Origin of the sequence: uncultured Aliiroseovarius sp., from assembly GCF_947497285.1 — a bacterium.
Taxonomy (GTDB): Bacteria; Pseudomonadota; Alphaproteobacteria; order Rhodobacterales; family Rhodobacteraceae; genus Aliiroseovarius.
The window spans coordinates 61,913-86,371 of record NZ_CANMFT010000006.1; the positions used below are offsets into that span (position 1 = coordinate 61,913).

The window sequence follows — 24,459 nt, forward strand, 5'->3', positions numbered from 1 at the left end:
CGATATTGCGCCTCGCGGGGGGCACGCGCTTTGATGCATATCAAGCGGATTTCAACCGGGGGATCAATGCACAGGGTTCAAGTCTGCTGCGGGTAAATCCGGCAAATCTGGAAGGTCCGGCAGGTCGCCAAGCTCGGACAGATCTGACAGCTGCGCCATGTCAGAAAGGCCTGTCATTTCAGAAGGCTCAGTCATGTCGACGTTGGGCGGTAAATCCGAACTGTTGTCCGGTCTTGGCAGCGGCGCCGGGTCGGCTTCGGTGCGCGGAGCAGCCCTATTGTCCAATGCCCTTGGTCCCGCTCCTGCCACGCGATCCGCCGGGTCTGATTGCCCGATCCGCAAGGCGCGTTGCCCTTGCGCCTGACCAAGCCTGCAGAGCACCACGCAAGCCCCATCCAGATCTTCAAGTGCCACAGCACCAAGGTTTTCGCGCGGCAGGGTCAGCATCATCCCAGGCTCAAGCCCGGACACATCGTCAAGCGTCATGTGCACCCGGTGCAACACGGCTTTCAGATCTGCCTTGGTCTGCAGGATCGCTTCGGCCACATTCTCAGCCGCCTGCCCTTCTTGGTCCGAAGGCAGTGTTGGCTTGGGTCGCGGTGGGTCATAGGGCAACAAAAGCGAAAGCGCGCCAGACTTTGCCCCGCGCCCCAAATCAAGCGACGCAGAGAACCGCCGATAGGGGATATCCTCCAACGCCAATTGGACGGCGCGATAGTCGACAAGTTGCAGCGCGAACCGAAACCCCGTCGCCGCAGTTGCGATTGGCAGCTGGGCTTGTGCGATCTCGGTTTCAAACCGCTCAAGCACCCCGTCCAGGAAATCGGCACACATGATGGCATCTGTGCGCGTTGGTTCGCGCGGAATTGCGGGCGATGGCACCACGCGGCCTGTGGTCAGCATTTCGATAAGCGCCGCCAACAAGCCCGGATCGACGACGAACAGCCCGAACTGGCTTTCTGGTCCTTCAACAAGAGCGAACAGCGCGTGATCGGGCAAATCATCTGCAACCGAAGACAGGATCACCCGGTCTTCGACGATTTGGGTCGGCGTGATTTCAAGTGCGGCCACGTCTTCGGCAGCCCGCACCAACGCCGCCCGCAACGCACCCGTTGTCGAGGCGGGCGCGATTTCTGGCGGGGGTCGCCCAGCGCCGGCTTTGCGGCGGATCGCACTGGTCTGGTCGTGGTCAGCCATTGAGGGTCCGTTTTGATAGCGTCCCCCTAGGTCTGCCAACACAAGGTTTACAAATGATTGATTTCCGGTCTGTCAGGCCGGCTTTTCAAGCGGAAGCGTCACGCGAAAGGCCCCGCCGCTTTGCCCCGGCAGATAGGCGATGGTGCCCCCAAGCTTTCCCATGATCTCTTGACAGATGGCCAAACCCAGCCCTGCCCCGCCGGCTGCGGCCTGATCTGTCAGGCGCGAGAATTTCTCGAAGATCAGCGCTTCACTTTCGGGAGGGATTCCCGACCCGTTATCCACGAAATCGACCCGCAATTCCCCGTCGCGACGCCCGACCTTGATGCGCAGCTGTTTGTCAGACGCGTCACAATACTTGGCCGCATTCGCAATCAGGTTGATGAACACCTGAACCAGGCGGTCCGTATCGGTGACAAGTTCGACCTGCTCGTGCATCGGATAGCGCCGCACGCGCAGCCCTTCGGCGTCGATCACCGAGCTGGTCGCCGAAACAGACCGGTCCAACAGGTTGGACAGCACATCACGTTGCGGGTTGAGTTCAACCTGTCCGTTTTCAAGAACGCTGAGGTCCAGAAGGTCATCCAGCAGACGGGTCAGCCGCACCGCTTCGTCATGGATGATCGAGGCATGGCGGCCAGCAGCATCCGGGTGCGCCGTGCCGCCGTCGCGCAAGATCTCGGAAAACGCCCGGATCGAGGTCATCGGCGTGCGCAGTTCATGGCTGATCTGGCTCAGAAACGCATCTTTCTGGATCGACAGCTGGGTCAGTTTTTCGTTGGCGGCAGACAATTGACGTGCGGTCGTGGTTAGTTCGGATTGCTTGGCTTCAAGGCGTTGGGAATATTCCAGCATCTGTTGCGTTTCGTCGGCAACGGCCATCAGATCATCCACTGACACGGTCGCACCACCCATGATCTGGGCAATCATTGCATGTGCGGTGGCCGCGCCGACCGACCCCGCCAGCTCACGTTCGAGGCGGGCGATGAAATCAGGGGTGGTGTCGGGCAGATACCCCCCCTTCCCCTGCGAGGCTGCTTGCGCCTGAAACAATGCCTGAGCTTCGTCCGCCCCCATGATCCGTTGCGCCATGATCAACAGATCTTCAGCCGTCGCCATCGGCATGGTCCACCCTTTTGCCGGGCCGGACTGGTCCAGAACGTTGACAAACTGGGCGCCCTGAAGCCGCTCCAGCGGGCTGGGAAAGGACAGCAACGACACGGTCACAAACGTCGCCGTATTCAGGATCATGGACCACAGGATCGCGTGCACGACCGGGTCCAGCCCCGCCACCCCGAACAACGCCTGAGGCTTTAGCCACCCAATCCCCAGAGGTCCATCGGCCAAAAGCGATGCGCTCATCACCCCGGCCTCGCCGAAGCTGGGCAGGAACAAGGTATAGGCCCAGATCGCAAATCCGGTGAGCAACCCGGCAGCCGCCCCATTGCGCGACGCCCCCCGCCAGAACAACCCGCCCGCAAGGGCTGGCAGCACCTGCGCCACACCGGTAAATGAGATCAACCCGATCGCGGCAAGCGCAGCCCCGCCGCCCGATATTCTGAAATAAAGATAGCCAAGCGCCAGCACGGCGATGATCGACAGGCGGCGCGCCGTCAAAAGGATCTGACGCACGTCGCCAGACACCGACGCCCCGCCGGGCCGGGTTGACAGCCAGATCGGCATGACGATGTGGTTTGATACCATTGTCGACAGCGCGATCGAGGCTACGATCACCATCGAGGTGGCCGAGCTAAAGCCCCCCAGAAACGACAGCATCGCCAGACCGTCGCGGTCATAGTGCAGCGGGATGGTCAGAACGAACAGATCAGGGTTTTCGCCCACCGGCAGGGTCGCCAACCCGACAACGGCGATTGGCAGGACGAAAAGGCTCATCAGGAACAGGTAGGTCGGGAAGGCCCATGACGCCATGGACAGTTGCCGCTCGTCCAGGTTTTCGACCACCAACACCTGAAACATGCGCGGCAGGGTCAAGAAGGCCGCTGCTGACAGAAACGTCAGCCCAACCCAGCGCCCGCCCTTGATGGCCCACGCTTCGCCCGGCGCCGCGCGCATTGCTTCGTCGACCGCCGTTGCGATCCCCGATGGCCCACCGCCAACGCCCCAGACCACGAAAGCGCCGACCGCCAAAAGCGCGACCAGCTTGACCACGGCCTCGACCGCGATGGCGGTCACGACGCCGTGGTGGCGCTCGTTCACATCCAGATTGCGGGTGCCGAACAAGATGGTAAACAAGGCAAGCCCACCCGCCACCCAAAGGGCCGTCGCATCCAGATCAGGCAACACCCAACCGGCTGAACGGTCCCGTGCAAAGACCGAGAATGAGAGTGTTACCGATTGAAGCTGAAGCGCGATATAGGGCGTTGTGCCGACGACGGCGATCAACGTGACGATCACGCCCAGAAGGTTTGACTTGCCATAGCGCGACGACAGTAGGTCCGCGATCGAGGTCACACGCTGCGTCCGCCCAACGCGCACCAGTTTGCGCAAGAACCACCACCAGCCGATCATCACCAAGGTCGGGCCAAGATAGATCGTCACGAACTCCAGCCCGGACCGCGCGGCATAGCCCACCGCACCGTAAAAGGTCCACGCCGTGCAATAGACGGACAGCGACAGCGTGTAGATCAAGGGTGAGTTAAGAAACCGGTTCTTGTTGCGCGCTGCACTTCTGTCTGCCCCAAAGGCCACCAGAAACAGCAACATCACATAGACAAGGCACACCGCGACAAGCGTGTTGAAGCTAAGCATCAGTCGCGCCCTTCGAAGGAAGATGTCGCGTGCGGCGGTCGGTCAGTGTCGGACTGCGGGTCTGCCCCTTCGGGGGTCAGGTCTGCGTCAGACCCGGATTGATCCCCACCTGTCGCATCCGGCCAGCGCCCAAGGCCACGCGATATCAGTGCCGTGGCAAGGATCAGGCAGAACCAAGCCGCAAAGACATAGGCTCCCAGCGCGGCCCCCGAAATGTCGCTTGCCAGAAGCGGTAACAGGAATAGAAAACTGCCCAACAGCGGCAACAACCGCGCGGCATCTTCCAACCTGCGCCGACGATAGCTTTGCCTGGCCAGAAACAGCGGTTCACGCGGGGTTCGCATCAAAACCGCGCCCCTACTGGCCACTGACGCGGACCGGTTACACGGCGGATCGGGTGTTTGGACCTCGTTCTGCGGCGATCCGTCATGGCCGGATCACCCGGAAACGAGGTCGTTCAGGGTCTCCAACACTTCGGCGTTGGAAAACGGTTTGGTCATAAATTTGCTGACACCAAGACGTTGCGCCAGTTCGCGGTCCGTGCGTTGACCGCGCGCCGTCAGCATCAGCACAGGAAGCGTGCGCGTGGCGTCATTTGCCCGCAAATCCTTCAGGATGTCATAGCCCGACCGTCCGGGCAGCATCACGTCAAGGATCAGGACATCCGGGGAGGCATCATACACAGCCTGCACTGCTGTTTCCCCGTTGGCATGTGTCGAAACCTTCCAGCCGTCGCGGCTGAGGATGAAACTGATCGCCTCAACGATATTGGGTTCATCCTCGATGACGAGCACCTGTTTTGTCATTCGTTCCTCCCCTAAGCACCGGGCTGCGCCGATGCTGCTCGGCTGAATATCAACAAAGCGGGTTCACATGTCAAAGAAAACAGGGGATTGGGCGGGAAATCCGACGTCAAATACAACGTATACGTGCGCCTGCGTCGCGCCCTACTCAGCGATCGGGCGACAGAATGGATGCCTCGCGCCGGGCCGCGCAGTCTGTGCGCGGGCAAACGCGGCAAGATGATCCAACGGGAAGCGCCTTGGCCCCGGCCGCCTGTGCGTCATCGGCCGGCTGGATCAGCATGACAGCTTCCAGAACGGGCGGTCGGTCAAAAACCAGCGTGTCGCGCGCAAGACAGATGGCTTGGCACAAAAACCGCCGAGGCGTTGGGCCGGGCTGTTCGACCAGCGCGCGCTGGGGCTGGCCGGGGCGGCTTAGCGCCTGATACAGCGGCCAATAAGGGCACGCCGCCCCAAAGCGGGGCAAGGCAAACCCCGGCAATGGCTTGCGTAAATACAAAGATCCGGACCCATCGCAGGACACCAACCCGACCATTGCGTCGCCATCAGGCGGCGGCACAAATGCCAACCGACGCATGACCACGGGAAGTGGTTGGCCGAACTGCTCGGCCAGCGCAGAGACGTCGTCTTGAGCGGTCACACGGGCAGCCTGCAACCTGTCCAAAGGGATGGCGGCAGCATCGGCCGCGTATTGCTGGAAATGCCGCCGCGCCACATCCTTGGCTTCTGCGGTTTCCAGCACACCGACCTTTTCAACCAACGCCTCAATCGCAGCCTCGCGCGTGTCGCCTTGCGCGTCCGACAGAGCCTCCAGCTCAGGCAAATGATGGTCGCGCTGGTCAAGAAACGCGGCAAGCTCCTCGCCCGGCACCACCGGGGCCATGTCCTGATCGGCGCCTGCATCCAGATATTCCACCAAGCCTTGCGCGGCCCCCGACAGGCGGCGACCTTCTTCGCGCATGTTGCGAAGAAAGCGGGACTGCCAGTCCGGGTCGATATCACCCCCGCCTGACAAGATTGCCACCGTTGACCGGATCGCGGTCACCGCCGAGATAACCTCGTGCAGCGATGCCGCCAGTTCAGGATCATGGGTCAACCTGTCGGACAAGGCCTCGACCAACTGCTCCAGATCGCGGATGCGTTGGTGTTGAGCCGCCACAAGACCTGCCCAGCCGGGGAACCGCCCGGCAAGGTCTTCGGCGCGATGCAATTCCGGCTCGACCTCGGGGACGCGCTGCCCGGCGTCCCTGAGCGCACCCAGCAATGCCGCCTCGGCCCCTTCGGTCAGGGCCAGCGCATCGGTGCCCAGTTCGCGCGCGATATCTTGCAGCAACTTTCCGCCGATTCTGCGGCGGTTATGCTCGATTAAGTTGAGGTAGGCCGCTGAAATTCCCACAGCTTTCGCGAGTCCAGACTGCTTTTGCCCAAGAAAGAGGCGGCGCTCGCGGATGCGGCTTCCGGTCAAGCGGGACTGGGGCATTGGGTTTTCCTATTATTATCGGGCACTTTCTGCACCTGCGCGAAAATTACTTTACACTAATTAACACGCGTGTGTTCATTTGTTTACAAAAAAATCGTTTCATCAAAAGCATTTGTTGCGATATTTTCTTTCCGACACCTAAGATAGGCCAGGCTTGTAAAGGCCCCCCAGCAAAAATGGGGCGGGCGCGTGCAGAGGAGGCACAGCCCAGACTATCCAAACGGGAGGAACACTATGTCCAATTCGAACCTGACGCGTCGCGGTGTCTTGAAGACCGGTGCCATTGCCAGTGCTGGCTTTGCGCTTCCGACGATCTTCACCGCCTCGTCGGCTGCTGCTTACATGAACGAACCCACAGGCGGTTCGGTCACCCTGGGGTTCAACGTGCCCCAAACCGGTCCTTACGCTGACGAAGGTGCAGACGAACTGCGCGCCTACCAGCTGGCGGTTGAACACCTGAACGGCGAAGGCGACGGCGGTATGCTGAACACCTTCAGCTCGAAAGAACTGACCGGTGAAGGCATCCTTGGCAAGAAAGTCGAATTCGTCACCGGCGACACGCAAACCAAGTCGGACGCTGCGCGTGCTTCGGCCAAGTCGATGATCGAAAAAGACGGCGCGGTGATGATCACCGGCGGCTCGTCCTCGGGCGTCGCAATTGCTGTGCAAGGCTTGTGCCAAGAAGCAGGCGTCATCTTCATGGCGGGTCTGACCCACTCGAACGACACGACGGGGAAAGACAAGAAAGCCAATGGCTTCCGCCACTTCTTCAACGCCTACATGTCGGGTGCCGCACTGGCACCGGTGCTGGCCGCGCGTTACGGCACGGACCGTAAGGCCTATCACCTGACCGCCGACTACACGTGGGGTTGGACGCAAGAAGAATCGATCAAAGCCGCGACCGAGGCTTTGGGCTGGGAAACCGTGAACGCTGTGAAAACACCGCTGGCGGCCACCGACTTCTCGTCCTACATCACGCCGGTTCTGCAGACTGACGCAGACGTTCTGGTGCTGAACCACTACGGCGGCAACATGGTGAACTCGCTGACCAACGCGGTTCAGTTCGGTCTGCGTGAAAAGCAGGTCAACGGTCGCAACTTCGAGATCGTCGTGCCGCTGTTCTCGCGTCTGATGGCGCGTGGTGCTGGTGAAAACATCAAGGGCATCCTTGGGTCGACCAACTGGCACTGGTCGCTGACCGACGAAGGCTCGCAGGCGTTTGTCAAATCGTTCGGCACCAAATACGGCTTCCCGCCGTCGCAGGCTGCACACACCGTTTACTGTCAGACCCTGCTTTACGCAGATGCCTGTCAGCGCGCGGGCACCTTCAACCCCTGCGGTGTCGTCGAAGCCCTGGAAGGGTTCGAGTTCGACGGCCTCGGCAACGGCAAGACCACATACCGTGCTGAAGACCACCAGTGCTTCAAAGACGTGCTGGTCGTGAAGGGGAAAGACAACCCGACGTCGGAGTTTGACCTTCTTGAAGTGGTCGAAGTAACACCCGTCGATCAGGTGACCTATGACCCGGAACACCCGATGTTTGCCGGTGGCAATCTGGGTCAGTGTAACGCCGGCTAAGGCGAACCGCTCACAACATGCAAAACGGGCTGTGCACACCACGTGCGCAGCCCACTCTGGCCAGTGCCGATCGGGCTCTGGGCAAGACACTCACATCTTTCGGTGGGGACAATGGACGCCATTCTTCTTCAGATTCTGAACGGGCTCGATAAGGGCTCTGCCTATGCGATGATCGCATTGGGCCTGACACTCATCTTCGGCACACTCGGGGTTGTGAACTTCGCCCACGGGGCGTTGTTTATGATCGGCGCCTTCTGTGCCGTCACCATGCAACGCATTTTCGGCATGTCCTTCGAGACCGTCGACCCAAACCAGAAAGATTTTCTGGGCAACCCGTTGAAGGTCAAAACACCCTACCTTGAAAGCTGGTTCGGACCCGAAACAGGTGCTGCGATCATAGATTGGTCAGTGCCCCTGGCGATCCTGTTCTCGATCCCGATCATGCTGATCGTGGGCTACGTGATGGAACGCGGGCTGATCAAACACTTCTACAAGCGCCCCCACGCCGATCAGATCCTCGTGACCTTCGGCCTGGCCATCGTCTTGCAGGAGCTTGTGAAGCACTTCTTTGGCGCCAACCCGATCCCTACCGGGGCGCCCGAGGTGTTCAAGGGCTCGTTCGATTTCGGCGTCCTTATGGGCTTCGATCCCAATGTGATCATCTATCCCTACTGGCGGATGGTCTATTTCTTCTTCGCCGCCATCGTCATCGGTGCCGTCTTCGCCTTCCTGCAGTTCACCACCTTCGGGATGGTTGTGCGGGCCGGGATGCAAGACCGCGAAACCGTAGGCCTTCTGGGCATCAATATCGACCGTCGTTTCACTATCATGTTCGGCATCGCGGCCGCGGTGGCGGGGCTTGCCGGTGTCATGTATGCCCCCATCAACTCGCCGAATTACCACATGGGCATGGACTTTCTGGTGCTTAGCTTCGTTGTGGTTGTTGTCGGCGGCATGGGCAGTTTGCCCGGCGCGGTATTGGCGGGCTTCATGCTCGGCATTCTGGAAAGCTTTGCCTCGATGAACTGGATCAAGTCGATGGTCCCGGGGATCGACCAAATCATCATCTACCTTGTGGCCATTATCATTCTGCTGACCCGCCCACGGGGCTTGATGGGCCGCAAAGGCGTGATGGAGGAGTAAGACAATGCTAGGACTCAACAAAAAAGACACCCGTTTCTTGCTAATTGTCGTCGCTCTGACCATGGCAACACCGATCCTGCTTCAGCCCTTCCCCGAAGGATCGGGGCTGGCGCAGTTCAATGCGGGCTACCCGGATTTGATGCAACGGTTTGCCATATTCGGGATTTTCGCAATCGGCTTCAACATCCTGTTTGGGCTTACCGGCTACCTGTCCTTCGGCCACGCGGCCTTTCTGGGCATCGGGTCATATTCGGTCGTCTGGATGTATAAGCTCTTGGATTACAACGTGATCTACGGCTTGCCGCTGGCCATTGTGATGTCGGGGATCTTCGCCCTGCTGATTGGCTATATCAGCCTGCGAAGGTCGGGCATCTACTTCTCGATCCTGACGCTCGCCTTCGCACAGATGAGCTTTAACCTCGCCTATTCGGTGCTGACCCCGATCACCAATGGGGAAACCGGTCTTCAGGTCTATACCAACGACCCGCAGGTGCTTTTGGGCGCAACCGAGCCACGCAGCCCCCATTTCTTCGGCATTGTGATGAACAATTCGTCGAAGGTGAATGTGGGTGACTGGGTGTTCACGTTCAACAACGGCTATTACTTCTGTGCCGTGATCGCGATCCTGGCCTTCTATTTAAGCCTGCGCATCTTTCGGTCACCCTTTGGTCTGATGCTGCGCGCAATCAAGTCAAACCAGCAACGGTTGAACTATACCGGCTTGAACGCACGGCCCTATACTTTGGCAGCGTTCGTGATTTCGGGCATGTATGCCGGTCTTGCGGGCGGTCTTATGGCCTCGATGGACCCGTTGGCTGGCGCAGAGCGGATGCAGTGGACGGCGTCGGGCGAGGTCGTTCTGATGACCATCCTTGGCGGCGTGGGCACCATGATGGGTCCCGTCCTTGGCGCGGGTGTGATCAAATACATGGAAAACATCTTTTCCAAGATAAACGATCAGGTTCTGCATGGCTGGTTCGGCTGGATGCCTGACGGGCTTGAGGATTTTGTGATCGGTATCAGCCACTTCTTCGTCGGCAAAAGCTGGCACCTGACATCGGGTCTTTTGTTCATGATCGTCGTGATCTTCCTGCCAGGCGGCCTTGTCGAAGGTGGCCAACGGATCAGAGCGATGTTCGCCAAAAAACGCGGTGATGACGATGACGATCCCAAACACCAACCGAAACAAGCCCCTCACGTGGCCGAATAAGAAGGAGACGGAAAGATGGGAATTCTTGAAGTCAAAGGCGTGGGCAAACGCTTCGGTGGTCTGCAGGCGCTCGGGGATGTAAACCTGAGCGTGCAACAAAACACCGTCCACGCGATCATCGGTCCAAACGGGGCTGGCAAATCGACGCTGCTGAATTGCTTCGTCGGCAAGCTGATCCCGGATACCGGCAGCGTCATGTTCGACGGCCAGTCGGTGCTGGGGCGCAGCCCGCACGAAATCAACCAGATGGGCATCAGCCGCGTGTTCCAGACGCCAGAGATCTTCAGCGATCTGAACGTCATGGAGAACATGATGATCCCCTGCTTCGCCAAACGCGACGGCGCCTTCCGCTTGCATGCCTTTGAAGGCGTCGAGAACGAAAAGGAGCTGGTCGAAAAGGCAGAGCAGATGTTGATCGACGTGAACATGATCGACAAGCGGTTCATGCATGCGGCCTCGATGTCGCGCGGTGACAAACGGCGGCTGGAGATGGCGATGTGCCTTGTGCAAGAACCCAAGCTTCTGCTGCTGGACGAACCCACCGCAGGCATGGCGCGCGCTGACACCAACAACACGATCGACTTGCTGAAAGAGATCAAGGAAAAGCGCGATATCACCATGGCGATCATCGAACACGACATGCACGTTGTGTTCAGCCTTGCCGAACGGATCACTGTTCTGGCGCAAGGCACGCCGTTGGTTGAAGACACGCCTGAAAACATCAAGGGCCACCCGAAGGTTCGGGAAGCCTATCTTGGCGAAGCGCATTAAGGGAGGCCACAGACATGGCTGAAGACAAACTGCTTGATGACGCCGCGCGTCCAGAGCGTGAGAAACGCGATTTCTCAAAGTTCCAGAACAAGGCGGCCACCGCGCCGGCCTATTTCTCGGTCTGGGATTTGCATGCCTATTATGGCGAAAGCTACATCGTGCAAGGGGTCAGTTTCACCGTCCATGAAGGTGAAATTCTTGCCCTGCTGGGGCGCAACGGGGCGGGTAAGACCTCGACCTTGCGCGCGATTGCCCGGCTGGACGATCCGATGCTCACGCACGGTGAAATCTGGCTGGATCACCAGCATTTGCACGACCGCAAAAGCTATGAGGCGGCGCAGCTTGGAATGGCGCTGGTGCCAGAAGACCGGCGGATCATCCAAGGCCTGACGGTTGAAGAAAACTTGCAACTGGCCCAGATCATCGAACCGGTGGGTTGGTCATTAGACCGGATCTATGATCTGTTTCCGCGCCTTAAAGAGCGCCGCAAACAGGAAGGCACGACCTTGTCGGGTGGCGAACAGCAAATGCTGGCCATCGCCCGCGCGCTGGCGCGTGACATCAAGGTGCTGCTGCTGGATGAACCCTATGAGGGGCTGGCCCCGGTGATCGTGGACGAGATCGAAAAGACGCTCAACATCATCAAAGAGCAGGGCATCACAACGGTGATCGTCGAACAGAACGCGGTGCGTGCGCTGGAACTGGCAGACCGTGCGGTTATCTTGGACACCGGCAGCGTGGTGTTTGATGGCACGGCCCAGGAAGTGCTGGATAACGAAGCCTTGCGGATGGAATACCTCGCGATCTGAGCCTGCTGATCCGCCACGCCAAGCCTAATTGCTTGAAACCCGCATACTGGCTGCAGGATCCTTAAAAAGAGCTGGTGCGAACGCATCGGCTCTTTTCTTTTCTGCCCCTGGTGGCAGGTTCCCGCTTGTCCCAAAGAAAAGCGTAAGTCCCCCATTCACTTAGCCAGCCGAACGCGCAACTATGTGTGCAATAAGAATTTCTTCTAGGAGGTAATCATGAAGAAAACCGTTCTGACACTCGCTTGTGTCGCGTCGCTTGCTCTTTCGGCCTGTATGAGTCGTCCTTTGACGGATCAGGAAAAAACAGTCGCCGGGGGCGTTGCCGGTATCGCGGCAGGTCTGATCACGGCCAATGCCATCGGGGCAAACAAGAACTGGACTGTGCTGACAACCTTGGCAGGTGCTGCCGCCGGGATCATGGTTGCCCGCAACAGCTATACCAACCAATGCGCCTATTCGAACGGCGACGGCACCTATCGCACCCGGCCCTGCCCGGTCTGATAGACGAGATCTCGGACCGCGCGGGCTTACTGCGCGGTCCACCCCCCATCTATCGGAATGGTCGTTCCGGTAATGTTGTGGGCCACCCTCTGACACAGAAACGCAGCCAACGCGCCGATTTCGGACGGGTCTGACGTCCGTTGGCTGGGTTGTTTTTCTGAAAGAAGATCGGCAATCCCCGCATCGCGATCCCCACCGTGCAATGCGGCGCGCGCCTGTATCTGTGGCTCGATGATGGCTGTTTCTGTCCATCCCGGCGCAATGCAGTTCACCGTTACCCCACCTTTGATGCGGTCGCCTTTGTTGGCATATTCCAGCGCCGCAACCCGGCTCAGACCAACCAACCCGAATTTCGCAGCCACATACGGCGCCTTGTCCTTCGATGCCACCAGCCCGTGAACCGATGCGATGTTGATCACCCGGCCATAGCCGCGCGCCGCCATGGCGGGCATCAGGGCTTGCATGGTGTGAAATGCAGCCGACAAGTTTACATCCAGGATCGCGGACCATGTGTCGCGCGGCATGTCGGCCAAAGGCGCGGTGTGCTGAATGCCTGCGTTGTTGACCAGTATATCCACATCCCCCCATGCCGCTACGTCGGCCATCATGGCATCGATCGCGGACAGATCCCGCAGATCGCCGGGAAAGAACCGCGCCGCACTGGCACCCAGAGCGACAAGTTCGTCACAAACCTGCGCCGCCTCATCCGGTGTCGCCAACCCATGCACGCCCACCCGTGCGCCCGCCTGTGCCAGGCTTTTTGCGACAGCCAGTCCGATCCCTTGAACCGATCCCGTGACCAATGCGGTCTTGCCGTTCAAATCCTTCATGTGGCGTCCTCCATACGGCGTCTGAGTTCCGTCTTCAAAACCTTGCCATAGTTGTTTTTGGGCAATTCTTGCAGCTGAATATAGGATTTCGGGCGTTTGAAACGTGCGATTTGTGTAAGGCAGTGGGCATCCAGAACCGCCTGATCGAACGCAGTTCCGGGCGTCATGACCACGAATGCCACGACCTCTTCGCCCCATTCGGCGTTGGGGCGGCCCACCACACTGACCTCATGCACCTCGGGATGGGACAGCAGCGCCTCTTCCACCTCGCGGGGGTAAATATTCGTGCCGCCCGAAATGATGACGTCCTTCGACCGGTCGCGCAGGGTCAGATAGCCCTCTTCGTCCAGAAACCCCATATCCCCGGTTTTCAACCAACCGTTCACCAAGGTTTTCGCAGTCGCATCAGGGTTTTGCCAATATCCGGGCATGACCGGGGTGCCGCGCACCATGATCTCGCCCACTTCGCCATTGGGTAAGGGGGTGCCGTCTGTGCCTCCGATCTGCACTTCGACCACGCTTTGTGCCCGACCAACCGACCCCAACCGTTCACGCCAGCGAGGGTGATCACGATCTGCAACATCATCGCGCGACAAAGCCGTGATTGCCATCGGGCATTCGCCCTGACCATAGATTTGCACGAAACGCGGTCCGAACCAGTCCACCGCGTCGACGATATCGGCCAGATACATCGGGCCACCACCATAAATGACCGTCTTGATCCCTTCGCCCCGCAAGCCTTTGGCCTTGGCGACATCGGTCACGCGCCGCACCATTGTTGGGGCCATGAACATTGACAACGGACCATGATCACGGGCCATGTCGAGCAACTCGACCTCGTCAAACCCACCCGAGACCGGTGTGATGTGACGTGCGCCCTTGGCCACATGGATGGGTGCATAGATCCCGGCGCCATGGCTCATCGGTGCGATATAAAAGGCCGCGTCCTGCGATGACACCTCGTCGCAATCCAATACAAAGCTGAGCGAGGTCGATCGCAGCATTCCATGGCTGATAAAGACACCCTTGGGCTTGCCGGTCGTGCCTGAGGTGTAAAACAACCATGCCAGATCACTGTCTTCACGCGCGACCAGAGGGACCGGCGCATGCGCACACATCTCGCCGAAGGCTTCGCTTTTCACATCAACCAGAGGCACAGTCGTCGCCAGAGCGAGCTCAGCACCCAGTTCCGGCGTGACAAGGCACAGCTTTGCCCCGGCATTTTCAAGGATGAACGCCGCCTCGTTCGCGTGAAGCTTGGCATTGATGGGCACCACCGCGGCACCACGCGCCCAAATGCCGAAAAACGCCACAAGGTATTCCGGGCAGTTCTTCATGAACATCGCCACACGATCACCTGGGCCGATGTCTCGGGCGCCAAGCGCTGCCGACAGCCCTTGGGCTGCGCGTAAAAATTGCGCGTAGTTATAGACTTGCGTCGCGCCAAGGAACAAAGCTGGACGATCACCATGCACCTTCGCCGTGCGCTCCAACCACAAAGCGAGGTTCATTTGTGCACTCCATAAGCAAGCGACCAGCCAGTAGACGTGCCAAGTGTTGCGTTGCCCATTGCATTTCCCCCAAAAGAAAACCAAGCGTTCATGACAACTATCTGACGCGGCACACCCGCCACGCAAGCCCTGTAAAAATACCACCCGTTTGAAATGGCCCGCATTTCTTGGCAGGATACCCGTATGACCCTGATGGACATCGCTTTCATGCACGCCCCCACCGGCCTGGCGCTGACGGAAAACCGCATCGTGCGTCAATGCAACCTGCGCTTTGCCGAGGTTTTCGGGGCCGAGGTCGCCTCATTTGCAGACATGCCATTGGAGCGGCTGTATCCGTCCCTGCATGACTATGAAAAGGTGGAACGCGTGGGCGGGGATATTCTGCGTGAAACCGGGCGCTATGAAGACGAACGTGTCATGCGGCGCCTTGGCGGAGAGCTGTTCTGGTGTCGCGTGCGTGGCACCAGCCTGACGCCGGGCGATCCCTTCAAACAAGGCGTCTGGAGCTTTGCAGACCTGTCTGCCGAACGCCCGGTCGTCGCGCTGACACCGCGAGAACGCGAGGTGGCGATCCTGACTTGCCAAGGCAAGACCTCGAAGGAAATCGGGCTGTCGCTTGGGCTGAGTTATCGAACCGTCGAAGCGCACCGCGCCCGTTTGTTGCAGAAATTTGGTGCGCGCAAGCTGCCCGAACTTGTTGCCAAGTTCTCGGGCATGCCGCTCTAGGTGTTAACCAAATGCTGATTATACCCACCGGCTTTAACGAACCGGTAACGCTTGGCGTCTAGCGTGATCCTTGGTGGGGGCTTCGATAGAAACCGGAGCCTGGGACATGGAATTCACGATACCTGCACCGCTTGGGGCACATGCCAACCTGTTGGCCCAAACACCTGTGCGCAAACCGCCAGACATTTCAAAAGTGGAAACGGCGCCAGACGCAGGCAAAGCGCGCGCCGACATGCACAATTCGAAAGATCATGGGCAGACTCCGCAAAAGACAGAGCCAAGGACGGGACTGTCAGACCGGTTGGACATCGACACCAACCAACCCGTGGGGCCACCACCAAGCTTTCAGGTGAATGTGTTGGAGATGGAGCACCGACTTCAGCAAAAACTCGCACGGCTCGAAGCTGTTCGGGCGCAAGACGCACCGCAAAACTTCGCCACGTCCCGTCCAGTTGAAACGACCGACACAAGCACCAACGACTTAGGCGCGTCCGACGCCTAGCACATCAGGGTCTGTCGGCGTGTTTTCATGCGCCAGCATGCGCGCGACAGCTGTCGAATTTCCAATTTCGCCAACCTTCTCGCTTTTCTCCCCTTACGTAGCGTCCTATAAGCCTTGCAATCAAACATTGCCCGCGCGAACAATGGGCAGAGAAAAAAAGGGCGAGGACCCATGACCAAAAAACATCATGAAAATGACGTTGCCTTCATCGAGTCACTGGCAAAAGTCTTGCAGGAAAACGACCTGACCGAATTGGAAGTCATGCGCGACTATGGCGAAAATGACAGCCTGAGCGTGCGGGTCAGCCGCGCAAAAGAAATCGTCACCCAAATGGCTGCGCCGATGGCTGCCGCACCTGCGGCTCCAGCGGCGGTTGCCCCTGTGGCCTCTGACGCGCCTACAGCTCCCGCTCCGGCAGCTTCGGACCCGGCAAACCACCCCGGTGTGGTGCCTTCGCCAATGGTCGGCACAGTGTATTTGCAGGCCGAACCCGGCACGCCCGCTTTTGTGAACGTGGGCGACAAGGTTGCCGAAGGTCAGACCGTTCTGATCGTGGAAGCCATGAAGACCATGAACCAGATCCCCGCCCCACGCGCGGGCACGGTCAAACGCATTCTGGTCGAAGATGGTGCCCCGGTCGAATTTGGCGCACCTCTGATGATCATCGAATAAGGGACAGAGCATGGCCCATTTCGATAAAATCCTGATCGCCAACCGAGGAGAAATCGCCCTGCGTGTCATCCGCGCGGCCCGCGAGATGGGGATCAAGACCGTAGCCGTTCATTCGACGGCCGACGTGGACGCCATGCATGTGCGCATGGCCGATGAAAGCGTCTGCATCGGCCCCCCCTCCAGCACCGACAGCTATCTTTCCATCCCCGCGATCATCGCAGCCTGCGAGATTACCGGCGCACAAGCCGTACATCCCGGCTATGGTTTTCTGTCCGAGAACGAACAATTCGTTCAGGTTCTGGAAGATCACGAAATAACGTTCATCGGTCCATCGGCAGAACATATCCGCATGATGGGGGATAAGATCACCGCCAAGGAAACCGCGATCAACTTGGGCATTCCCGTTGTGCCGGGATCGGCAGGTGGTGTGCCTGACCTCAAGACGGCGCGCAAGGTTGCCGCTGAAATGGGCTATCCGGTGATCATCAAAGCGACCGCCGGCGGTGGTGGGCGTGGGATGAAGGTTGCCGCGACCGAAGCCGATATCGACACCGCGTTTTCAACCGCAAGATCCGAGTCAAAAGCTGCCTTCGGCAATGACGAAGTCTATATGGAGAAATACCTTCAAAAGCCGCGTCACATCGAAGTGCAGGTCTTTGGCGACGGCCAAGGTGGCGGGGTGCATTTAGCCGAGCGTGACTGCTCGCTTCAGCGCCGTCACCAGAAGGTTTTTGAAGAGGCGCCCGGCCCCAGCATCTCGCCTGAAGAGCGCGCGCGCATTGGTGGGATTTGTGCCGACGCGATCGCTGAAATGGGCTATCGCGGCGCTGGCACAATCGAGTTCCTGTATGAAGACGGCGAGTTCTATTTCATCGAAATGAATACGCGCCTGCAGGTGGAACACCCTGTCACCGAAGCGATTTTCGGTGTCGATCTGGTGCGCGAACAAATTCGCGTCGCCGAAGGGTTGCCACTGTCTTTTGGACAAGACGATCTTTTGCTGAACGGTCACGCGATCGAGATCAGGATCAACGCCGAACGACTTCCCAACTTTGCCCCCTGCCCCGGCAAGATCACCCAGTATCATGCGCCGGGCGGCTTGGGGGTGCGGATGGACAGCGCGCTTTACGATGGCTATTCGATCCCGCCGTATTACGACAGTTTGATTGGCAAGCTGATCGTTCACGGACGCGACCGGGCAGAAGCGCTGGCGCGCCTGAACCGCGCCCTAAGCGAACTTATCGTGGACGGGATCGAGACGACCGTGCCGCTGTTCCATCAGTTGCTGGCAGAGGAAGATATCCACTCTGGCAACTACAACATCCACTGGCTGGAACGCTGGCTTGCCGAAAATCTGGGCTAGGGCGTTTGACCTCGCGCAAGGATCTGCCGACCCTTGATGCCGATCTGTTGCTGCGCGCCTATGCCATGGGCGTTTTCCCAATGGCAGATAGCCGTGATGACCCGCGTGTTTTTTGGGTGGACCCCGAGGCGCGCGGGATCATACCGCTGGACCGGTTTCACATCTCGCGCAGCTTGGCACGCACGATCCGGCGCACGCCATATCAGGTGACGCTGAACCGCGATTTCGAAGGCACCGTCACAGCCTGCGCAGACCGCGAAGAAAGCTGGATCAACGCCACAATCTTTGGGCTATACAAAGACTTGCACGCCATGGGCCACGCGCATTCGCTTGAATTGTGGGACGGGTCCGACTTGGTCGGCGGCGTCTACGGCGTGACCCTGGGTCGGGCGTTCTTTGGCGAAAGCATGTTCTCGCGCCGTCGTGACGCCTCGAAAATCGCGTTGGCCTATCTGGTCGCCCATCTGCGCAACACGGGTTTTACGCTGTTTGATACGCAGTTCCTAACGCCGCATCTGGCAAGTCTCGGCGCAGAGGAGATCACCCGCGCGGCGTATCACGACCTGTTGGAGACGGCCTTGTCAGAGGGGCGCGCAGACATTCTGGCCTACCCTCTTCCCGACGCTTACTCGGTAACGCAGCGAAGCACCCAGACATCGTAGCGCTGATGATCCAGGGCATTCAATGCAGGCGACGAGGCGATCATCCAGCCTTCGAAGGTGACGTCATCTGCCGTGCCATCGCGGATGACAAGCCACGCATAGGCGTCGCCTGACGGGTTGTCGGTCGGATAACGGCATTCGCCAAGCGTCACGCGCAAATTACCAATTTCGACCGTATCGCCCACATTCATTGTGAAATCGGTCGGTTCGCCTGAAACCTTGTCCAGACCACGCAACATAGCCCCGGTCGCCTTGCCGGTTTGGGCCACGGCCGCCGCGCCGGCCCCGATGAGGCAAACTGTCAAAAACGCAGCGCGCAAGATCAATTGCTGTCCTCGCTGCCAGCGACAAACTTCATCAACAGCTGCACGAGGCTTACGGACCCCTGCGTGTCTTCAATCTCGGCCCCGGGCTCAAGGTTGAAGGGCGACCCACCGGGCAGAAGTTCCACATAGGACCCGCCCAATAACCCCTCGGACGAGATGATTGCAGCTGTGTCTTCCGGCAGGGCAACGTCGGATTGCACCGTGAAGCCCGTGATCGCGCGGTAGGTTTCAGGGTTCAGCGCGATGTTCGTCACCGCCCCTACCTTGACCCCACCAAGGCGCACATCAGTCCCGACCGAGATCCCGTCGGCCGTCCGGAAAGACGCGCTGTAAGCGTGACTGCTGCCTGCCCCGGACAAACCCACAATTTGGCCTGCATATAGGAAAAACCCGACAGCTGCGGCCAGAACGGCACTGCCTGTGATCACTTCAGTTGTATGGCTATCGCTCATGCCAGCCTCTCTTGGTCCGGAAAGATAGACTTGGGCCGTGCCAGATTATTCCGGCTGCCATGCCTCATAGTCACGACGTTTGGTAGGCTCGACCTGATGCAACGACCCTGCGGGCACATAGGCCAGTGCAGAACCTGTCTTGTTGACCTGATGCGGCTTTTCCCACGCTTTATGGGTCAGCGGCGCGTCTGCCGGGCTGTTGTCAAACGTGTGGTGCAGCCAGCCATGCCAGGCCGGGCTGACGCGGCTTGCCTCAGGCTCGCCGTTGAAAATCACCCAGCGTCGTTTGTCGTCCCGATCGCGATAGAAGACATTGCCTTGCTCATCTTCACCCACCTTCACACCTTTGCGCCAGGTGAACAGACGGGTGCCGATGGTTTCGCGGTGATACCAAGTCAGCAGGGACAAGATGAAACGCATGTCAGTCTCCGGTTTAGCTTTGTCTTGATATGGCCCAACCAGCCGCGAAGGTCCAGTGCTTTGCGACGCAATGCGCCGCCTTTGCGCGATTTGCGGCTGCTTTTGGGACCGGACACCCAGCCTGCAAAAAAGCCATCGCGGCTGCGATGGCTTCTTTTTGTCAGGCGATGCCGTGTTTCAGAGCCAGGCGTGTCAGCTTGCGCTGACTTCTTCCTTTGGCCCTTCGGCATAAATGATCAGCGGTTTGGCGTCCGAGGTCACAGCCTCTTCGTTCACCACAACCTCGTCGACATTTTCAAGCCCCGGAAGGTCAAACATCGTATCCAAAAGGATATCTTCCATGATCGACCGCAGTCCGCGCGCACCCGTCTTGCGTTCGATGGCGCGCTTCGAGATGGCCATCAAGGCATCATCGGTGAAGGTCAGTTGCGTATTTTCCAGATCAAACAGTCGCTGGTATTGCTTCACCAGCGCGTTCTTGGGTTGCGTCAGGATGGTGACAAGCGCGTCTGAATCCAGATCTTCCAGCGTCGCGATGACCGGCAAACGTCCAACGAATTCCGGGATCAAACCGAATTTCAACAGGTCTTCTGGCTCCAGTTCCTTGAACACTTCGCCAACGCCACGTTCATCACTGACACGCACATCCGCGCCGAAACCCATCGCCGAGCCCTTGCCACGCTGTTCGATGATCTTGTCGAGCCCTGCAAAGGCACCGCCACAGATGAACAGGATGTTGGTCGTGTCCACTTGCAGGAATTCCTGTTGCGGGTGCTTGCGCCCGCCTTGCGGCGGAACCGAAGCGACCGTGCCCTCCATGATCTTCAACAGCGCCTGTTGCACGCCCTCGCCTGACACGTCGCGGGTGATCGAGGGGTTGTCGGACTTGCGGGTGATCTTGTCGACCTCGTCGATATAAACGATGCCGCGTTGGGCGCGTTCAACATTGTATTCCGAGGCCTGAAGCAGTTTCAGGATGATGTTTTCCACGTCCTCGCCCACATACCCCGCTTCCGTCAGCGTGGTGGCATCGGCCATGGTGAAAGGCACATCCAGAATGCGGGCCAGAGTTTGCGCCAGAAGCGTCTTGCCGCAGCCCGTCGGACCGATCAGCATGATGTTGGATTTGGCCAGTTCAATCTCATCCCCAGCGGAAGCCGCATGGTTCAAACGTTTGTAGTGGTTGTGGACCGCGACTGACAAAACCCGCTTTGCGTGGCTTTGTCCGATGACATAGTCATCGAGCACTTCACAAATCTCCATCGGTGTCGGCACACCATCAGCGGCCTTCAGGCCAGATGACTTCGTTTCCTCACGGATTATATCCATGCACAGTTCAACACATTCATCACAGATGAACACTGTCGGACCTGCAATTAGTTTCCGCACCTCGTGCTGGCTCTTGCCGCAGAACGAGCAATATAGGGTGTTCTTGCTGTCGCCAGAGGAGTTGTTCGCCATCATCTTGTCCTATTGGGTCCCGAAGGGATCCGGTTTGCGACCAAATCGGCCGCGTTCTTTATCCGTCGCGCCAAGCTTAGGGCAGTGACCGGACAGGCACAATCCGGTTTTTCCCGCTTGCCCGCCCGGTGTGACATCGCCGGGGCATCGCCCGGCCGTGTCGTTATTCGTCGTCACCTTTGGCGCGGTTTTCCACGATCTCGTCGATCAGGCCCCAATCCTTCGCGTCTGTTGGATCCATGAAGTTGTCACGTTCCAACGCTTCGACCACCGCCTTCAGCTTCTGCCCGGTATGCTTCACGTAGATGTTGTTCAGCCGGTCTTTTAGCTTCTGAGTTTCTTGCGCATGGATCATGATATCAGTGGCTTGCCCCTGATACCCGCCCGAGGGCTGGTGCACCATGATGCGGCTGTTGGGCAGCGAATAACGCATGCCAGTTTCGCCTGCCGCCAGCAAAAGCGACCCCATTGATGCGGCTTGCCCGATCACAAGGGTCGAAACCTTCGGCTTGATGTATTGCATCGTGTCATAAATCGACAGGCCAGACGTCACCACGCCCCCCGGCGAATTGATATACATCGAGATTTCTTTTTTCGGGTTTTCGGCTTCAAGGTGCAGAAGCTGTGCCACGATCAAGCTGGACATGCCGTCATGCACCGGACCGGACAGGAAAATGATCCGTTCCTTCAAAAGTCGCGAGAAGATGTCATAGGCCCGTTCCCCGCGCGAGGTCTGTTCGACCACCATAGGGACAAGGGTATTCATATAGGTATCAAGTGGGTCGTGCATTTCAGCCTGCTTTCATATTCACGCCAGAGCCGCTGCCGGCCCCTTCGGCAGATGTTAGTGCCGGGTCGAAGGGGCTGCAAGGGGGGCTGGCCCCCTTCACCTCGGGTCGGATCACATTCGCTTCAGGCATGCCTCAAAATGGTTAACAAAAACTGCACGTCAAGGCGCGGTTGCTGAGAAAAAAAGGCGGCGCCCCTCAGGGCACCGCCATGTCTCATACGATGTGTTGACCACCTAGCCCGGGCTCATCCCGCGCAGGCGCTCTGAACGACGCCGAAGGATCTCCAGCGTGGTCAGCAACAGGATCGACACGCCGACCAAAATGGTCGCCACCGCCAGAATCGTCGGGCTGATCTGTTCGCGCAGCCCAGTGAACATCTGCCACGGCAAGGTTTGCTGCTTGGCCGAGCCGACGAAAATCACCACCACAACCTCGTCAAACGACGTGATAAAGGCGAACAATGCACCGGAAATCACGCCGGGCAGGATCAGCGGCATCTGCACGCGGAAAAAGGTTGTGACCGGATCAGCCCCCATATTGGCAGCCGCCCGCGTCAGCGACCGGTCAAACCCGACCAGCGTGGCTGTCACGGTGATGATCACAAAGGGAATGCCCAGCGCCGCGTGCGCCAGAACAACGCCCCAATAGGTGCCCGCCAGGTTGATCTTGGAATAGAAGAAATACATCCCAGCCGCCGAAATGATCAGCGGCACGATCATCGGAGAGATCAAAATCGCCATGATCGCACGGCGCGCGGGCACGTGTGGCTGGCTAAGCCCGATGGCGGCCAAGGTGCCAAGCGACACCGAGATGACGGTGGCCACCGGCGCGATCTTGATCGAATTCCACATGGCGCTCTGCCAATCCGGGTTCGAGAAAAAGTCGCGATAGTGCTTCAGCGAATACCCCTCAGGGTCAAACCGAAGCATTTCCGGCGTGAAGGTGAAGAAGTTCTCAGCATTGAAGCTGAGCGGGATCACCACGGCAATCGGCGCAATCAGGAAGAAGAAGATCACCCCACAGATCACCAGAAAGGTGTAGTGCCAAATCCGCTGGCCGGTCGTTGCATATGGAGGAAGTTTGCTCATGTCCGTTATCCCAGCTTCACGTTGTCAATGCCGACGATCTTGTCATAGGCCCAATAGAGCACCAGAACGACCGCCAGAAGGATGGCCCCCAGCGCCGAGGCAAGACCCCAGTTGAGGGATGTCGAAATGTGAAACGCAATCTGGTTCGAAATGAACGTTCCCTTCGTGCCGCCCACCAACGCAGGCGTGATGTAGTAGCCGATGGCCAGAATGAACACGAGGATCGACCCCGCGCCAATGCCCGGAATGGTCTGCGGGAAATAGACCCGCCAGAAGGCCGTCCAATCCGTTGCGCCAAGGCTTTTGGCGGCGCGCAGATAGGTCGGCGGGATGGTCTGCATGACCGAATACATCGGCAAGATCATGAACGGCAGCAGGATGTGGGTCATTGCCACAATCGTGCCGAACTGGTTGTTGATGATCACCAGCCGCGCGTCATCCGACACCAGCCCGATCCAAACGAGAATATCGTTGATTACCCCCTGTTGTTGCAGAAGGATTTTCCATGCCGACGTCCGCACTAGAAGCGATGTCCAGAACGGCAACAACACCAAGATCATCAAAAGGTTTGCCTGGCGTGTCGGAAGATTTGCCAGCAGCCACGCCACCGGATACGCCAACACGATGCACGAGAAGGTAATCAACAATGACATCCACAACGTCCGCTTGAGCAGGTTCATGTAGATCTGTTCGCTTTCGGGACGCATCTCTGCCCCGTCTGACCCAACTCGCATATCGACGGCATTCAGGAAATAGCCTGCGGTCACGGGTGGCGAATAGGTTTGAATGGTGCGCCAAACATCTGGGTCGGCCCAATCTTCATTGATCTCGATCAGCGCCTCTTTCCAAGGGCCGCCGGTTTCCAGATCAAATTTCTTTGCCTTGCGTCCCGTCTTGCGGAAAACCGAGGACATGCCGGGGTTCTCATAGTTCAGACGCGTGCCGACTTTGGTGTGTGTTTTGGCCTCGGCTGCGTCTTTCAGATCGGCTGCCATCGCGGCATAAACCGCTTCTTGCGGCAACTCACCGGATGCAGAATCCCAATCTGCCAGAGCCTTCACAGAGCGCGGCAATGTCTCGATGACGATCTTGTTTTCGACCGAGCGGTAAAGCATGTCCGCAATCGGCAGGATAAAGCTGACCATGATAAACAACAACAACGGCGAGATGAGCAGCAGCGCGCGCATTTTCTGGCGTCTCAGCGCTTTGTTCAGACTGCGCTTTAGCGGCGTTCCATCTGCGGCCAGAACGGGGCCGCTCATTTCGGTCATATCGCTCATATCATCCCTGTCAGCATAAGCTTGTTTTTGGTTTCGAAGCGGTCAAATTGACAAACAAATAGCGTAATATCTTCAAATGGTCGTGGGATAGGAGGGGCCAGACGGCCCCTCCCG

Annotated in this window: 24 protein-coding genes and 1 pseudogene; 11 read left to right on the forward strand and 14 right to left on the reverse strand. The window is 58.6% G+C overall.

The annotated features are described in order from the left end of the window. Positions 1-63 precede the first annotated feature (63 nt). The 5 genes from Q0864_RS11700 to Q0864_RS11720 all read right to left on the reverse strand — a co-directional run bounded on the left by Q0864_RS11700 (position 64) and on the right by Q0864_RS11720 (position 6,249). Positions 64-1,197 (reverse strand): FliM/FliN family flagellar motor switch protein, encoded by a 1,134-nt coding sequence (locus tag Q0864_RS11700; protein WP_298569670.1) that lies wholly within the window; start codon positions 1,195-1,197, stop codon positions 64-66. A 72-nt stretch (positions 1,198-1,269) separates the two neighbouring features. Next, complete coding sequence (locus Q0864_RS11705) at positions 1,270-3,966, reverse strand: ATP-binding protein (protein ID WP_298569673.1); 2,697 nt, start codon at positions 3,964-3,966, stop codon at positions 1,270-1,272. Further along, complete coding sequence (locus Q0864_RS16580) at positions 3,966-4,310, reverse strand: hypothetical protein (protein ID WP_363317621.1); 345 nt, start codon at positions 4,308-4,310, stop codon at positions 3,966-3,968. The genes Q0864_RS11705 and Q0864_RS16580 overlap by 1 nt, the downstream gene beginning before the upstream one ends. A 93-nt stretch (positions 4,311-4,403) precedes the next feature. Then, the gene (locus Q0864_RS11715; RefSeq protein WP_298569676.1) at positions 4,404-4,772 is read right to left on the reverse strand and encodes a response regulator; all 369 of its coding nucleotides are present in this window, start codon (positions 4,770-4,772) and stop codon (positions 4,404-4,406) included. Between the two features lie 145 nt (positions 4,773-4,917). Beyond that, a complete protein-coding gene (locus Q0864_RS11720) occupies positions 4,918-6,249 on the reverse strand; it encodes a helix-turn-helix transcriptional regulator (protein WP_298569679.1) in 1,332 nt (443 codons plus the stop codon). Positions 6,250-6,483: 234 nt separating this feature from the next. Between Q0864_RS11720 and Q0864_RS11725 the strand changes: the two genes are divergently transcribed. The 6 genes from Q0864_RS11725 to Q0864_RS11750 all read left to right on the forward strand — a co-directional run bounded on the left by Q0864_RS11725 (position 6,484) and on the right by Q0864_RS11750 (position 12,261). After that, positions 6,484-7,827: a substrate-binding protein gene (locus Q0864_RS11725; protein WP_298569682.1), complete on the forward strand. Its 1,344-nt coding sequence runs from the start codon at positions 6,484-6,486 to the stop codon at positions 7,825-7,827. Between the two features lie 111 nt (positions 7,828-7,938). Further along, positions 7,939-8,970, forward strand: coding sequence for a branched-chain amino acid ABC transporter permease (locus Q0864_RS11730; protein WP_298569684.1), 1,032 nt, complete (start codon positions 7,939-7,941; stop codon positions 8,968-8,970). Positions 8,971-8,974: 4 nt separating this feature from the next. Then, a complete protein-coding gene (locus tag Q0864_RS11735; protein WP_298569687.1) occupies positions 8,975-10,180 on the forward strand; it encodes a branched-chain amino acid ABC transporter permease in 1,206 nt (401 codons plus the stop codon). 15 nt (positions 10,181-10,195) lie between these two features. Continuing rightward, a complete protein-coding gene (locus Q0864_RS11740) occupies positions 10,196-10,951 on the forward strand; it encodes an ABC transporter ATP-binding protein (RefSeq protein WP_298569690.1) in 756 nt (251 codons plus the stop codon). A 14-nt stretch (positions 10,952-10,965) separates the two neighbouring features. Continuing rightward, a complete protein-coding gene (locus tag Q0864_RS11745) occupies positions 10,966-11,760 on the forward strand; it encodes an ABC transporter ATP-binding protein (protein WP_298569693.1) in 795 nt (264 codons plus the stop codon). 216 nt (positions 11,761-11,976) lie between these two features. After that, positions 11,977-12,261, forward strand: coding sequence for a glucose-6-phosphate isomerase (locus Q0864_RS11750; RefSeq protein ID WP_298569696.1), 285 nt, complete (start codon positions 11,977-11,979; stop codon positions 12,259-12,261). A 26-nt stretch (positions 12,262-12,287) separates the two neighbouring features. On the opposite strand, the gene Q0864_RS11755 is transcribed toward Q0864_RS11750, so the two are convergent. Next, entirely contained in the window at positions 12,288-13,091 is an 804-nt protein-coding gene (locus tag Q0864_RS11755) for a 3-hydroxybutyrate dehydrogenase (RefSeq protein WP_298569699.1), read from the reverse strand. Next, positions 13,088-14,602 (reverse strand): AMP-binding protein, encoded by a 1,515-nt coding sequence (locus Q0864_RS11760; RefSeq protein ID WP_298569702.1) that lies wholly within the window; start codon positions 14,600-14,602, stop codon positions 13,088-13,090. The genes Q0864_RS11755 and Q0864_RS11760 overlap by 4 nt, the downstream gene beginning before the upstream one ends. A gap of 189 nt (positions 14,603-14,791) precedes the next feature. Between Q0864_RS11760 and Q0864_RS11765 the strand changes: the two genes are divergently transcribed. From Q0864_RS11765 to aat, 5 genes are all read left to right on the forward strand, one after another. Next, entirely contained in the window at positions 14,792-15,328 is a 537-nt protein-coding gene (locus Q0864_RS11765) for a LuxR C-terminal-related transcriptional regulator (protein ID WP_298570471.1), read from the forward strand. A gap of 106 nt (positions 15,329-15,434) precedes the next feature. Then, positions 15,435-15,830, forward strand: a complete 396-nt coding sequence (locus tag Q0864_RS11770) for a hypothetical protein (RefSeq protein WP_298569705.1) — start codon at positions 15,435-15,437, stop codon at positions 15,828-15,830. Between the two features lie 171 nt (positions 15,831-16,001). Then, positions 16,002-16,502 (forward strand): acetyl-CoA carboxylase biotin carboxyl carrier protein, encoded by a 501-nt coding sequence (accB, locus tag Q0864_RS11775; RefSeq protein ID WP_298569709.1) that lies wholly within the window; start codon positions 16,002-16,004, stop codon positions 16,500-16,502. Positions 16,503-16,512: 10 nt separating this feature from the next. Further along, positions 16,513-17,865, forward strand: coding sequence for an acetyl-CoA carboxylase biotin carboxylase subunit (accC, locus tag Q0864_RS11780; protein WP_298569713.1), 1,353 nt, complete (start codon positions 16,513-16,515; stop codon positions 17,863-17,865). 23 nt (positions 17,866-17,888) lie between these two features. Beyond that, the gene (gene aat, locus Q0864_RS11785; protein WP_298570472.1) at positions 17,889-18,527 is read left to right on the forward strand and encodes a leucyl/phenylalanyl-tRNA--protein transferase; all 639 of its coding nucleotides are present in this window, start codon (positions 17,889-17,891) and stop codon (positions 18,525-18,527) included. Here the strand turns inward: aat and Q0864_RS11790 are convergent. From Q0864_RS11790 to Q0864_RS11820, 7 genes and pseudogenes are all read right to left on the reverse strand, one after another. Continuing rightward, a complete protein-coding gene (locus Q0864_RS11790; RefSeq protein WP_298569716.1) occupies positions 18,491-18,853 on the reverse strand; it encodes a DUF2155 domain-containing protein in 363 nt (120 codons plus the stop codon). The two genes, aat and Q0864_RS11790, sit on opposite strands and share 37 nt — an antisense overlap. Further along, positions 18,850-19,305: an outer membrane lipid asymmetry maintenance protein MlaD gene (mlaD, locus tag Q0864_RS11795; RefSeq protein WP_298569719.1), complete on the reverse strand. Its 456-nt coding sequence runs from the start codon at positions 19,303-19,305 to the stop codon at positions 18,850-18,852. Before mlaD ends, Q0864_RS11790 begins: the two co-directional genes overlap by 4 nt. Positions 19,306-19,350: 45 nt before the next feature. Continuing rightward, a complete protein-coding gene (locus Q0864_RS11800) occupies positions 19,351-19,725 on the reverse strand; it encodes an NADH:ubiquinone oxidoreductase subunit NDUFA12 (RefSeq protein WP_298569722.1) in 375 nt (124 codons plus the stop codon). Positions 19,726-19,917: 192 nt separating this feature from the next. Further along, complete coding sequence (gene clpX / locus Q0864_RS11805) at positions 19,918-21,186, reverse strand: ATP-dependent Clp protease ATP-binding subunit ClpX (protein WP_298569725.1); 1,269 nt, start codon at positions 21,184-21,186, stop codon at positions 19,918-19,920. Between the two features lie 163 nt (positions 21,187-21,349). Beyond that, a complete protein-coding gene (locus Q0864_RS11810) occupies positions 21,350-21,976 on the reverse strand; it encodes an ATP-dependent Clp protease proteolytic subunit (protein WP_298569728.1) in 627 nt (208 codons plus the stop codon). Positions 21,977-22,210: 234 nt separating this feature from the next. Next, a pseudogene (locus Q0864_RS11815) lies at positions 22,211-23,056 on the reverse strand (ABC transporter permease); the annotation flags it as partial. 14 nt (positions 23,057-23,070) lie between these two features. Then, positions 23,071-24,345, reverse strand: a complete 1,275-nt coding sequence (locus Q0864_RS11820) for an ABC transporter permease (protein WP_298569735.1) — start codon at positions 24,343-24,345, stop codon at positions 23,071-23,073. Positions 24,346-24,459 lie beyond the last annotated feature (114 nt).

Bases quoted from the DNA above. Each gene is read 5' to 3' on its own strand.
- Q0864_RS11800 (WP_298569722.1), bottom strand. From the start codon at position 19,725: ATGCGTTTCATCTTGTCCCTGCTGACTTGGTATCACCGCGAAACCATC.
- Q0864_RS11715 (WP_298569676.1), bottom strand. From the start codon at position 4,772: ATGACAAAACAGGTGCTCGTCATCGAGGATGAACCCAATATCGTTGAG.
- Q0864_RS11760 (WP_298569702.1), bottom strand. From the start codon at position 14,602: ATGAACCTCGCTTTGTGGTTGGAGCGCACGGCGAAGGTGCATGGTGAT.
- Q0864_RS11770 (WP_298569705.1), top strand. From the start codon at position 15,435: ATGGAATTCACGATACCTGCACCGCTTGGGGCACATGCCAACCTGTTG.
- Q0864_RS11740 (WP_298569690.1), top strand. From the start codon at position 10,196: ATGGGAATTCTTGAAGTCAAAGGCGTGGGCAAACGCTTCGGTGGTCTG.
- Q0864_RS11750 (WP_298569696.1), top strand. From the start codon at position 11,977: ATGAAGAAAACCGTTCTGACACTCGCTTGTGTCGCGTCGCTTGCTCTT.
- clpX (WP_298569725.1), bottom strand. From the start codon at position 21,186: ATGGCGAACAACTCCTCTGGCGACAGCAAGAACACCCTATATTGCTCG.
- Q0864_RS11720 (WP_298569679.1), bottom strand. From the start codon at position 6,249: ATGCCCCAGTCCCGCTTGACCGGAAGCCGCATCCGCGAGCGCCGCCTC.
- Q0864_RS11810 (WP_298569728.1), bottom strand. From the start codon at position 21,976: ATGCACGACCCACTTGATACCTATATGAATACCCTTGTCCCTATGGTG.
- Q0864_RS11725 (WP_298569682.1), top strand. From the start codon at position 6,484: ATGTCCAATTCGAACCTGACGCGTCGCGGTGTCTTGAAGACCGGTGCC.
- Q0864_RS11700 (WP_298569670.1), bottom strand. From the start codon at position 1,197: ATGGCTGACCACGACCAGACCAGTGCGATCCGCCGCAAAGCCGGCGCT.
- Q0864_RS16580 (WP_363317621.1), bottom strand. From the start codon at position 4,310: ATGCGAACCCCGCGTGAACCGCTGTTTCTGGCCAGGCAAAGCTATCGT.
- accB (WP_298569709.1), top strand. From the start codon at position 16,002: ATGACCAAAAAACATCATGAAAATGACGTTGCCTTCATCGAGTCACTG.
- Q0864_RS11735 (WP_298569687.1), top strand. From the start codon at position 8,975: ATGCTAGGACTCAACAAAAAAGACACCCGTTTCTTGCTAATTGTCGTC.
- mlaD (WP_298569719.1), bottom strand. From the start codon at position 19,305: ATGAGCGATAGCCATACAACTGAAGTGATCACAGGCAGTGCCGTTCTG.
- Q0864_RS11745 (WP_298569693.1), top strand. From the start codon at position 10,966: ATGGCTGAAGACAAACTGCTTGATGACGCCGCGCGTCCAGAGCGTGAG.
- Q0864_RS11755 (WP_298569699.1), bottom strand. From the start codon at position 13,091: ATGAAGGATTTGAACGGCAAGACCGCATTGGTCACGGGATCGGTTCAA.
- Q0864_RS11730 (WP_298569684.1), top strand. From the start codon at position 7,939: ATGGACGCCATTCTTCTTCAGATTCTGAACGGGCTCGATAAGGGCTCT.
- Q0864_RS11705 (WP_298569673.1), bottom strand. From the start codon at position 3,966: ATGCTTAGCTTCAACACGCTTGTCGCGGTGTGCCTTGTCTATGTGATG.
- Q0864_RS11820 (WP_298569735.1), bottom strand. From the start codon at position 24,345: ATGAGCGATATGACCGAAATGAGCGGCCCCGTTCTGGCCGCAGATGGA.
- accC (WP_298569713.1), top strand. From the start codon at position 16,513: ATGGCCCATTTCGATAAAATCCTGATCGCCAACCGAGGAGAAATCGCC.